Here is a 12,190-nt window from a genome sequence, read left to right as displayed (position 1 = left end):
TACGGCCCGCGGCCTAACCCGCCCTACCAAATCCGGTAACGCTGACGTCCGATGTGCGAGGCCCGGCGGCCGCCGTCAGCCTGTAGGCTTCCGGCTCGGTCAGCGACAATGTGCTCATGCCGCGCCTGGCCATTTCCGATGCAGCCAGATACATCCTGCATACCTGCAGCAAATCCTCCGCCGGATACGAAGGCGGCATCCGATTCTCGACCGCCTTCAGGTAATGCCGATACATTTCGGCATGGCCCTTGTTTCGGAACCAATAACGAAATACCCGATGTCTCGCCCCATCCTGGACCTCCAGCTTCAGAAAATCGTGGATGGTCAGAGTCATATCCCCTCGCCGTATATCGACGTACTCCTGTACCCCGCGCAAGGAATTGCCCCGGTCGGTTGAGACCAGCGTCGCCTTGGAGCCATCCCTGAACGCAATGACAATGGAAACCTCGTCTCCGGCCGGAATCCCGCTCGGCGAGGCGAGCGTTATCCCGACGGGCGGAGCGCCGATCAGGTAATAGGACAAGTCGATCCAGTGGCACAGGTTTCCGGTAATTCTCGTCCCCTGTGCCGGCCAGTAATACCAGTGGCTAGCGGGAAGACCCAGCTCCTTGACGATGCAGGTCACGGTAATCGGACCGCTCCCAAGGGACAACAGATCCTTGCACCGTTCGATGATCCGGCTGTGTCTCCGGTTGAATCCGATTTCGATGAAGGCGCCCTCCTGCCGGCGCAGATCGGAGAGCCGGCAAAGCTGCCGAAAATCGGTTACCGGGGGCTTTTCCATGAATATCCTGGAACGTTCGTTGATCGCCAGGGCTCGCTCCGCCAGTTCCAGATGGGTGGAGTGATAGGTACAGATGACAACGCAGGGTTCGTCCAGATGGCGCAACCTCGTCAGGGCCCGCGTGGCGGAGGTATCCCAGTAACCAAACCCTTCCCTTGCGCCGACCACCGCCGCCGCGGCGGGATTCAGATCGACGACGGTATGCCTCCGCAGAGGTCTCAGGCTGGGCAGGACGTAAGCTTGGGCATAGGCGCCGGCGCCGATCAGGAAAAGCGCTCTTTCATTTCCCATCGTTGGCTCTTTTCGTTGGAACCGGGATTTTCGAGGGGACGGCTTGTACCGCCGCTCGATCATCGCATCGTTGCCGTTGTCAGCGGCGTGCGAATCGAGGTCTTGGAGAAGGTTTTCCAAATCGAACTCGACATGGGTCCCGGAGTAAGGCGACCAGCCGTACACCGCCTCGAACCGCTCGGGATGTTCGCTCAAATACCGGAGAACGCGGTGCAAAACCGGCCGCCATCGCTCCCGGTCTGGAATCTTGACGCACCAGCGCCGGGGAAAGGCCAATACCGATGAATAGGGATATTCCTGAGGTCCCAGACCTACGAACAAATCCGAGCCTTCCCTGATTTTTCCATAGGCCAACACCAAGGCACGCTTTGCGTGTAGCCGACGCTGGAATCCGGCGGCTCTCGCTTTCGACAACGCGAGCCTCGGGCCCTCGTGCAAAAGAAAGAAGATGATTTTGGACAGGCGGTGCGGATAGTCGAAGCGGTGGGCTTCAGACTGAACCGGCTTCCTGAAAGCGACAGCCTCTTCCACCTCGATCAGGACCGACGGGTAAGGCGGCTCGGGATCGGGCAGAAGGTACGACTTGTCGGCGAATTCAATTTCCATTGGCGCTGGCTATCCCTTCCAACGATAGGCTCGTGTCCGTTCGATATCCGGACGGGCGACTTCGTCCGAGGCCAATAAACTACCGTTCGACAGGGTGGCGTCAGGCGGTGCTAGCCGTCGACTCGCCTCCGGCGCTATCGAACACCGATACCATGTCCTTGATAAAACGCTCCTTGGTATACAGTGCCTCGTATCGCTTGCGCGCATTTCGCCCCATCTCTTCCCTGCCCGGCCGGTTGTCCATCATCCATACGATGCGTCTCGCCACGTCATCCGCATCGTTCGCCCGCACCTCCAGTCCGGTGACGCCCTCGATCACGGTTTCCCGAAGGCAACCGCGATCGGAGTACAAGACCGGCAACCCCGCCGCCATGGCTTCGAGGACGACCAGAGGTTGGCCTTCCTGCTGAATGCCGGCGAACACGAACAGATCGGCGGAGGCATACAGCCTCTGTTTTTGTTCTCCGGAAACCGGTCCGGAAAACGTCACGGCAGCGCTCAGATCATGCTCCCGAATGAACGCCATGGCCTCATCCCGATCCTCGCGATTCGACCATTCGCCGGCGATGACGAATTCCGCACGATCCCCCTTGGCGCGCAGCACCTGCGGAACGGCCGCCAAAAGCGCCAAAGTGCCCTTGGCTCGGTTGAGCGTACCGACATGGAGAACCCTGAATCGCGTATCCTGTCTTGGACGCTCATAGTCTTTGACATATTGACGAGGCCAATCGATGCCGTTCGACACCACCGCGACCCGCCCGGCATCCGCCAATCCGTCGAATATCGGCCTCAGCGAATCGCCGAGCACGACGATGCGTTCGGTTCTCCGCAAAAAGGCGCTTACGTACGCCTTGACCGGTTTCCCCTGCGTCTCGTACCACGTCCTGAGATTGCCGCCGTGCAGATGGATTACCAGGCGGCATCCGGACAAATAAGCGAACCAGAAAAACAGGCTGTCCCTCAAAATGCCCAGGGTGGATTGAGAGATCGGCAGATAAGCCAAGTGCGGCCGCTCGGTGAATACGATCTTGGCCAGGCTGAGCCATTCCTTTACGAACAGAACCACGTCGTAGGCATCGGGCTTGTATACATTCGCGATGCCCCGCCTATCGGCCGTGTCCACCAACGATACCTCGAACGCCCGGGCAAGCTCGGAGTGGAGCAGCATCTCGGTCGCAACGGCCACGCCGTGATACGGCGGCGGCGTCGGTCCTATGATCAGGAGCTTCCGTTTCATTCCTTGAACCATCATCTATGTCTGATAGCGCGAGAGGCTCCAGGTTTCACCTTCGAGTGGAAAAATTCGATCATCCGCCGGGCCGAACCCTCGATGCCGATGTTTCGGGCCCGCAAGAAAGCCTCGCGTCCGACTCGGCGCAGCTCCTCCTCGGGCATGGCGAGAACCTTCAATATGGTTTGGATTGAGCCGGAAATATCGAGGGGGTCGATGACAAACCCGGTTTTGCCCTCCTCGATCAGATCTTCCGTGGCAGCGGCATGGATCGACGAAATGACCGGAAGTTCAGCCGCCATACCCTCTGCGATAACGGCGCCGAACGTATCGGCGAGGCTTGGAAAAACGACGATGTCGGCGAGCGCGTAATAGGTCATCAAATCCCGCCACTGAACGTGTCCGACCAGATGCAGGTTGCCCCACCCGCGCGCTGCGATATGGTTTACATACCGTTCTCTCTCCGGACCGTCTCCGACCACCAGGAGCGTCGTTTCCGGCCGCGTCTTCACGATTTCCGCGTACATGTCGAACAACTGCGGATAACCCTTGGCGTCGATGAGCCGCGCGACCGACAGCAGGACCGGCCCCGGATACCGGCTCTTGACGTCCCGAAACCCGGGATGCGCTCTGCACGCCGCCACTTCCGAATTGACGTAGTCCACATCGATCGGCATCGGTGCCAACAGAATGTCTTTTTCGTCGATTCCATAGTGCATGAAAACATGCTTCGCTTCGCTCGAAGACGCGATCGCTCCCGAGGAAAGCCCGCAGATCAACCGCCTGAGCCCATGGCGCAGGCGATTGCCGCCGGCGCAGCTCCTAAGCGCCAACTCGCCCCAGGCCAGATACGGTTTTCGATGTTTCGCGCAATACAGAAGAGCCCCCCAATTGGCGGGGGCGAATCCGCCGCTAAGAACGAGATCGGGATTCAGTCGCCTTAGCCGCTCGGTTACTCCGTAGTTCATGTGAACGGCAGTCTCACGGCCCCGGATCGGCAAATGAAATCCCGGCAAAACGTCCGCATCGAAACGGTAAGCGTCCAGAATCCAATCCCGGTTCTCCTCGGTTTCCGCCATGAGCAAGACCGATAAACGGTCTACTTGCCGGGATATCGCCTCGAATAACGGAATCCGATACGGCGTCAGTATATTCGTTACGATGGCCAGGTTCATACCTGCTCCATACTGCCCCGGACAAAATTCATGACCTGCCATTTAATAACCGCATACCAGGGAATCAAATCATAAATCCTCGCCCATTTCGGCAGCGGTAAAATAGTTCTGGCTCGGCGCCGGATAATCCGTAAATTATGCAGATAACTTATTGAACTCTTGGTTTTGAAGAAACTCGATGGGTTTCGATAATAAATGATCGTCGGCAGCGGGAGTAATACCACTCCGCCGTGCCGCATCGCACGAATGAAAAAATCGTAGTCTATGCACATCTCCAGGCTTTCGTCATACCCTTTGACGCGTCGCCATATCGATCTCGGATATATCGCCGTGGAATGAACCAATGGGTTACTACGATAGAGTCTGGCTACCGTAATTGAAACAGGCCGTTCTCCCGCGGCGGCCGCGGGCTGGCTCGATATTTCGGGGATCGTTCCTGGAAAAATGTCGGTCGATATATATCGGGTAGCCGCGATCGCCACGTCCGGATTATCGAGCAGAAATCCGACCACGTAAGACAGACGCCAAGAAACGCTCAAATCGTCGGCGTCATTAATCGCAATATAGTCCCCGGATGCCCTTCGAATTGCTTCATTAAGCGCTCGCGACCGGCCCATGCGTTCGCACCTGATATAGTGGAAACGCGGATCCTTTATCGCTTTGCAAATATTTTCCGTCGCGTCGGATGATCCGTCATCCAGAAAAACCACTTCGAAGTTCGCATAATCCTGAGCCAGGGCGGCGGATATCGAGGATTCGATATACCGATCGGCATTGAATGCCGTCATGACGATCGATACCTTTGGCGGTTCGGGTCTATTTTCCAATGATGAGCTCATACATTCCCTAATCATCAAACCCTGGCCCGCCTCCAAGACGGCTTCGCCTTGGCTCGAAAAACCCCTTTTCGCAGAGTCTCGATCTGCCGCTCGCTCAGCTGTCCGTAAAGATAAACAGCGACGCCATTCCCCTTCGATAAGGCTCGCGCTTTAGAGATAAGCTCGGACAGCCGATCGGGACGGCGATCGACCACCTTGTTCCCCGGACCGACACGGTCGAAATTTCCGACCATGACGACCATCGCCTCGGGACGCTTCATTTTGGATTGAATGGTTTTGATGATGCCGAAATCCGGATTGGCGTGATATTGCATGGAATAAACGACATCCACGATTCCTTCGTCGGCCCATTTCGGAGCGTTTTGACCGAAGGTTTTTATATCGTCCTTCCATGGGGCGGCATCGACACTGACGACCAAATTCGGTTTCAAACGTTTTCCTTCCTTATATATTCTCCCTATAACCCCTGATATCGCGCGCTCCGCTTCGTCGGCCCGCTTGCCCTGCGGTACCGAAAAGCGAACATAATCGAGATTCACGCCGTCGACGGGATATTTCGCGATCACTTCCAACACGATCTCGGTAATTCGATCCCGAAACGCGGGCTTATACCAGTCGAACGATTTCGCGCCCTTTACCGCCAATTCCGGGAATAAATCGTCCCGGTTCCGGAGCCCCATCGAGAACCAGGGATGAACCTCCAAATCATGTTTCCTCGCGGTATCCAGCAAGATGCGCACCGGGTCGAACTGTTCGCCTTGGCCTTTGATATAACCCCGCAGCCGCTCGTCTCGGGGTGCCAGACGGCTAGGCCATGTGGTTCCCCGGCCGTCCCAGATACACGGCACCAGCACATTGAAGCCGGCTTCTTTCACCCGGCGGCATATCTTTTCCGCGTTCGAATGCCCCAGCCAATGCAATCCCTCGTCGAGAATCGCCCGGCTTTCGTTCATCTCTTCGGCGGAGCCGCCGGACAGCGGATAAACGCAGAAAGACGCGGTTGCCGCCAAAAATTGCCGACGATTCAACCTCATCGGGCACCTCCATGTTTCTCGGACAATTCGTTCGCTTTTTCGGCCATGGCGACCAAAGAAAACACGAATATCGCGAATTGCGTCACGTAATCGAAACCGTTATCCGTGGCGATGAAAATCACATAAGTCGTCAAGCCTCCGACACCGGCAAGCGCATATTTCCTGGTTTGAGAATCGTCACGAAACCGCAAGATACGAAACAATCGCCATAAATAGCCAAGGATGACCAATATGAATAAGGTCAGACCCACGACACCGATTTCGCTCAGCATCCTCACGTATTCCGAGTGAATGACACCCAATCCGCCCGCCGAGCGTTCGTAAAAAAAATCCTGGGTCGCCCCGATCCCGGAGCCCAGCAAGGGATGGGGTTCGAAAAATCGATTCAGCACCATTTCCCAGGCGTCGAAACGGCCGGAGCCATGAATTCTTCCCACGGCATCCTCAGGATTCGCGATTACCGTATCGAAACTCATTTGCTCGCCGCCGATAAACATCCTGCTTCGGAATTTCGGGCTGAGCAAAAACAAGGCCGGGAAACTCACGATGCTGAATACGGGAAGAATAATTCTGCCGATACCTCGGCGGCCCAGGAACAGAATCACCGAAAATCCGATGAATATCGCGGCTATCGTGATACGGGTAAACGCGGCCATCACCACGATCGAGAATCCGATAATCATTAGTCCTCTGGATAAGGTTTTATCGGCAACGGCAAACCCGGCCATGGCAAGCATGCTCACGGCGACGATATGGGCAGAAAACGTGGCCGGGCTGGTATGAGGAAGCGTAAGTCTCGGATCGGAACTCAGACCGAAGAGCCGCGCCATCAAGGCCAACACCACCATGACGATGCCGCTCGCCAGGATGATTCGCTCCGTCTGCAGAAGCTGGCGCGTTGAGGACACGGCGGTCATGACGAGCATCACGAACAGAAGCGGCGCGCTCAATTTGGCGATCATCCTGAGACCGAACGACAAGCTCGGCGCCCACAAGATCGACGTCAGGCAGAACGCGAGAAAAAGCAAGTGAAGCTTGTAGCGGGAAAGGTATTTGAGCGTCTTCGACAGGCGGGGAACCAAAACCAGGCAAACGGCAACCCATAGCCCGAACAACCGCACAGCTGCGAGACTCATGTGCCCCATAGGCGTCGAGCTGATCTCATCGCTCCCGGGCGTCAACGGAATCGGCCCCGTCAGCAACGCATAATTGAGCAGGAACACCGGGGACCAAAGAGCCAGCAGGCCATACAGGCCCACGGCGACGAGAAGCAATACGAAAAACATAAGGGATTACGTCGGCATACTGTGGAATCATTCCAATAAACCACTGAGCTACCTTGCAATTCGGCTTCGGACTAGCGAGCCGCGGCCGAAACGTACTGCCGAAAAATGACGCCGGTCGGCCTCGGATCAACCCGAGTGGCAATCCGACCGGTTCGGGGCGCATACCACGACCTCAGACTGCGTCTTGAGGCCGGGACTAGAGCGTTTTTCACCGCCGCTTAGCGGCGAGGATTAGGAAAATCGTTGGTCGGCAATCCCTTGCCGACACACAGGATCGGCCAGGGACTTTGTCGGAAGGGTCGCGACTAAAACAACCGTTTGCGATCGGGAAAGGATTGCCGACCTACAGCACCTCGGAGCGCGATGCCAAACCGGAAAATACTCTAGAAAAAATCCGGCTTTCGCCTTCGCATAAGCTCCGTTTACTTCGCTTCGCGCCTCCTGCGATGAACTTGTTCAGTCGGCACGCATAGCGTCCGAAAGAACGGATAGAATTCGGGCCGATGCTTTACCGTCCCATAACTCCGGCTTTTTCCTTGCCGCACCCGATCCGCTCAGCACTTTTCGAGCTTCCGCCACGATACGCGCAGGATCGGAACCCACGATCACGTTCGTACCCTCTTCGACCGTAATCGGGCGTTCCGTGTTGTCGCGCAGGGTAATGCAAGGGACGCCGAGCGCCGTGGTCTCTTCCTGAATGCCGCCGCTGTCCGTCAACACCATCTTGGCGTCTTTGAACAGGTTCAAGAATTCCATGTAGGACAGAGGTTTCGTGGTGACGATGGAATCGGGAATCGTCAGGCCGAATTTCTGGATGTTCGCCTGAGTGCGGGGGTGTATGGGAAATATCAGCGGCAATGCGGTGCTCACCTCCGCCAATGCCTCGACGATGCCGGCCAGCGTTTCCGGACTATCCACATTGGAAGGCCGATGCAGCGTGACGACGCCATAGGACGGATTCCGCTGCTTGAAGATCGTCGTCTCGAATGCCGTCGGCGCGAGGTGTTTCAGCTTTTCCACCTGATGAAACAGATTGTCGATCATCACGTGGCCCACGAAGAAGATGCTGTCCTTCCGTTTGCCTTCGGCCAACAAGTGACTTACGCCGCTTTTTTCGGTCACGAAGAAATAGTCGGATATCGAATCGGTCACGATGCGGTTGACCTCCTCCGGCATCGTGATGTCTCCGCTCCGAAGTCCAGCCTCCACGTGAGCCACCTTGATCCCGAGCTTCTTCGCCACGATCGAGCAGGCCAGCGTCGAATTCACGTCGCCCACCACCATCACCAAATCGGGCCGGTCCTTCATGCAGATCTCCTCGAAACGGACCATCACTTTCGCCGTCTGCTCGGCATGGGAACCGCTGCCTACTTCCAGGTGATAATCCGGCGACGGTATCTCCAATTCTTCGAAGAACACGTCGCTCATTTCCTTGTCGTAGTGCTGCCCGGTATGGACCAGCTTGTATTCGAACGGATACGAGCCGCGCCGAAGCTCCCGGATGATCGGGGCGATCTTCATGAAATTGGGCCGCGCACCGGCGACGATAAACATCTTGTAGGTCTGGGCGATTGTATTCAAAGCATGGTCTCTCTTCGGTTTTTCGTGTTAGCACTGCACCAAACGGCCATTCGCATTACAACGATTCCGCGCCACACGCTTCGAGAATTGAACAATCGCCGAGCGATGTAACGAGTTTATGCGTGGACGTACTAAGAAGTTTATACGTAAGAGCGCTTAAATCGCCCCCAAGCCTTGTGCCGAACAAACTTCCCCTCATTTCTGGTGGCGGTAGCCGCAGGCCGACAAAACCCTTTGCCGGCAATTCTGTCGGGAAGGGATTCCCGACCTACAACTGACTTAGAGCCTATCCCAGTAGGTGATAAAACCCTTCGACAGGCTCAGGGCGAACGGCCTACTGAGATAGGCTTTTAGTGTCGTAGGTCGGCAATCCTTTGCCGACGCTTCCGCCGGCACTTCTTTGAATCTTTAGAACAAGCCCGTAATCCGGCCGTTGTCGTCCACGTCTATGGCCTCGGCCGCCGGCATTTTGGGCAGTCCCGGCATGGTCATCATGCTGCCGCAGACGGCCACCACGAACTCGGCGCCGTGGGAAGGCCGCACTTCGCGGATGGAGAGCACGTGGCCGGACGGCGCTCCCTTGAGATTCGGATCGTTCGAAAACGAGTACTGCGTCTTGGCGATGCACACCGGGAAATGGCTGTATTCCTCGCTCAAGCGCTCGAGCTGCTGACGGGCCTTGCTGTCCGCGGTGATATCCGCCGCCCCGTACAGCTGGGTGGCGATCGTCTTGATCTTGTCCCAAAGCGGCGCTTGCTCTTCATAAAGGAAACTGAAATTCGACTGACCGGCATCGACCATCCGGACGACTTCCCGAGCCAGGTCTTCCGCGCCCTTTCCGCCCTCGGCCCAGTGCCGGCAGACGATGACCTTGGCCCCCATCTCCTCGACCTTGCGCTTGAGCAGCGCGATTTCGGCGTCGGTGTCCGAGGTGAAATGATTGATGGCGACGACGCAGGGCAAGCCGAACCGCTGCTGCACGTTGCCGAGGTGCCGCTCCAGATTCACGAAACCGGCTTCCACAGCTTCCAGGTTCTCCTGTTGCAGTTCCTTGACCGGCACGCCGCCATGCGACTTGAGCGCCCGCACGGTCGCGACCAGCACCACGCCGTCAGGCTTGAGGCCGGCCTTGCGGCACTTGATGTCGATGAATTTCTCCGCCCCGAGATCGGCGCCGAAGCCTGCTTCGGTCACCACGTAATCGGCCAGCTTCAAGGCTGTCTTGGTCGCGACCACCGAGTTGCAGCCGTGGGCGATATTGGCGAAAGGACCGCCGTGGACGAATACCGGATTGTTTTCCAGAGTCTGGACCAGATTCGGCCGCAGAGCGTCCTTCAGCAGCGCGGCCATGGCGCCGTGCGCCTTGAGATCGCGGGCGAAAACCGGCTTATTGTCGAAACGGGTATAACCCACCAGGATGTTTCCGAGGCGCTCTTTCAGTTCTTTCAAGGAGCTCGACAGGCACAGGATGGCCATCACTTCTGAGGCGGCGATGATGTCGAAGCCGTCTTCGCGCGCAAAGCCATTGGCCGTTCCGCCCAGGCCGATGACGATGTCGCGCAGTGCGCGGTCGTTCATGTCGATGACACGCTTCCAGGCGATCTGGCGCGGATCGAGGTTCAACCGGTTGTCGTGGTGGATGTGGTTGTCGATCATCGCCGACAGCAGGTTGTGGGCGACACCGATGGCGTGGAAGTCGCCGGTGAAATGAAGATTGATGTCCTCCATGGGCACGACCTGAGCGTAGCCGCCTCCGGCCGCTCCGCCCTTGACGCCGAAACACGGCCCCAGAGCGGGCTCCCTGAGACAGATCATGGTTTTCTTGCCCAACCGGTTCAGCGCATCGCCCAAACCCACGGTCGTGGTGGTCTTGCCTTCCCCCGCCGGCGTCGGGCTGATGGCCGTGACCAGAATCAGCTTGCCGTTGGGCCTGTCCTTGAGACCGTCGATATAGTCCAGGGACAGCTTGGCCTTGTAGTGGCCGTACGGGTCGAGATGTTCGGGCGCTATACCCAGCCTGTCTTTGGCCAGATCGATGATCGGCAGCATCTTGGCTTTTTGAGCGATTTCGATGTCGGACATGAATGCACCTTTTTATCTATCTCGGTCGTGGATATGGAAGTCGGGATCAAAAGGGCAGCGAGCACAAGGCGTCAAACGCCGTAACTGAACCCTCGAAGCTGGCAGATATTAACAAGTTGCCGGAAGCAACGCAGCAAGCCGGCCGAGTTCTTGGCTACACTATCGAGTTGGGCTTTGTCGCGAGCCGGCGACGCGTTCGGCTTGCATGCTCTCCATACGTCAGCCGGAATGAGCGTCCTTCAGGGATGGCTTGCGAATTGCTTTACGGCCGAGCGGATAACAACAATTACTTTTCGACAATAAGAGGCAACCATGTCGGCGACGAAAACGTCACCCGTATTCGATCGGTTCAACCCTTTCGTTTTTCTCAGCGGAATTCTGTTGGCGCTTAGCCTGAGCTTTCCCCAGGACGCGTACAGCGATCCGCCCGACTGGGCACCCGCTCACGGCTACCGGAGCAAACACAAGGACAGACATCGCGATGACTACGACGACCGTTACGAACACCGCGAAACCCGTCATTACCATGACCACGATCACGACTACGGCGTAAGATCGGGCCGCTGCGACCGCACCATGGTCGGCAAGGTGCTGGGCGGCGTTGCGGGAGGTGCGCTAGGCGGCGTCATCGGCTCCAAGGTCGGAAACGGCGACACTGCTTCGACGGTCATTGGCGCCGTCGCCGGCACGGTGATCGGCGCGATCATCGGAGACCAGATCGCTCGCCGCATGGACGCGAGCGACATGTTCTGCACCGGACGGGCGCTCGATTTCGCCGACGACCGCCGCAGCGTCCATTGGATGAACCCGGACAACCAGGTGGACTATCTGGTCACGCCCTTGCGGACCTTCAACGACAACGGAGAGCGCTGCCGCGAATTCTCCACCCGCATGACCTACGGCAAGCAGCGCGACTCGGTCAACAATATCGCGTGCCGCCAGCCGGACGGGAGCTGGGTGATTCGGAATTGAGCAGGGGCAAGGCCCGCAATGCCCGTACGGAGTCGATCGGAAGGCATCCATCCTTCTTACGGGCTGGCCTTTCGGCGGGTTACGCTTCGCTAACCCGCCCTACGAGTTCTTAACACTCATCAGCTCGCAGGTTGAACATCGCAAGCGAGAATCGGGCCGCGCAGTAAATTCTTTCACAGCCGTCCGGTTCGTAGGGTGAAACAGCGCAACGCTTTCCGCCTTACGGGTACCGCCGGTACACGCCGGTACCCTATCGCCTTCACGCCGCGTCAGACTCCGTCGGCTGCGGGGCCAGCAAACGCTCCACGA

General features: G+C 57.5%; 9 protein-coding genes. 1 reads left to right on the top strand and 8 read right to left on the bottom strand.

The genetic code is table 11. The features are described 5' to 3' along the window. Positions 1-13: 13 nt before the first annotated feature. The 8 genes from ABJK70_RS12040 to ABJK70_RS12005 form a co-directional block, all read right to left on the bottom strand. Positions 14-1,681 (bottom strand): Gfo/Idh/MocA family oxidoreductase, encoded by a 1,668-nt coding sequence (locus ABJK70_RS12040; protein WP_347258101.1) that lies wholly within the window; start codon positions 1,679-1,681, stop codon positions 14-16. Positions 1,682-1,781: 100 nt separating this feature from the next. After that, positions 1,782-2,918: a glycosyltransferase family 4 protein gene (locus ABJK70_RS12035; RefSeq protein ID WP_347258100.1), complete on the bottom strand. Its 1,137-nt coding sequence runs from the start codon at positions 2,916-2,918 to the stop codon at positions 1,782-1,784. Positions 2,919-2,929: 11 nt separating this feature from the next. Then, entirely contained in the window at positions 2,930-4,087 is a 1,158-nt protein-coding gene (locus ABJK70_RS12030; protein ID WP_347258099.1) for a glycosyltransferase family 4 protein, read from the bottom strand. Then, on the bottom strand, positions 4,084-4,962 hold the full coding sequence (locus ABJK70_RS12025) for a glycosyltransferase (RefSeq protein WP_347258098.1): 879 nt from the start codon (positions 4,960-4,962) through the stop codon (positions 4,084-4,086). Before ABJK70_RS12025 ends, ABJK70_RS12030 begins: the two co-directional genes overlap by 4 nt. Beyond that, positions 4,941-5,960 (bottom strand): family 10 glycosylhydrolase, encoded by a 1,020-nt coding sequence (locus tag ABJK70_RS12020; protein WP_347258097.1) that lies wholly within the window; start codon positions 5,958-5,960, stop codon positions 4,941-4,943. The genes ABJK70_RS12025 and ABJK70_RS12020 overlap by 22 nt, the downstream gene beginning before the upstream one ends. Then, on the bottom strand, positions 5,957-7,246 hold the full coding sequence (locus ABJK70_RS12015) for an O-antigen ligase family protein (RefSeq protein WP_156879378.1): 1,290 nt from the start codon (positions 7,244-7,246) through the stop codon (positions 5,957-5,959). Before ABJK70_RS12015 ends, ABJK70_RS12020 begins: the two co-directional genes overlap by 4 nt. Before the next feature lie 456 nt (positions 7,247-7,702). Then, complete coding sequence (wecB, locus tag ABJK70_RS12010) at positions 7,703-8,827, bottom strand: UDP-N-acetylglucosamine 2-epimerase (non-hydrolyzing) (protein ID WP_347258096.1); 1,125 nt, start codon at positions 8,825-8,827, stop codon at positions 7,703-7,705. 408 nt (positions 8,828-9,235) lie between these two features. After that, entirely contained in the window at positions 9,236-10,909 is a 1,674-nt protein-coding gene (locus ABJK70_RS12005) for a formate--tetrahydrofolate ligase (protein ID WP_347258095.1), read from the bottom strand. A gap of 312 nt (positions 10,910-11,221) precedes the next feature. On the opposite strand from ABJK70_RS12005, the gene ABJK70_RS12000 reads away from it, so the two are divergent. Beyond that, positions 11,222-11,881 carry an RT0821/Lpp0805 family surface protein gene (locus ABJK70_RS12000; RefSeq protein ID WP_347258094.1) on the top strand — a complete coding sequence of 220 codons (660 nt, stop codon included), beginning with the start codon at positions 11,222-11,224 and terminating at the stop codon, positions 11,879-11,881. Positions 11,882-12,190 lie beyond the last annotated feature (309 nt).

The organism is Methylocaldum sp., from assembly GCF_039794385.1.
Classification (GTDB): domain Bacteria; phylum Pseudomonadota; class Gammaproteobacteria; order Methylococcales; family Methylococcaceae; genus Methylocaldum.
The sequence above is the reverse complement of the archived record's forward strand: the minus strand, read 5'-3'. Positions and strand labels throughout refer to the sequence as shown.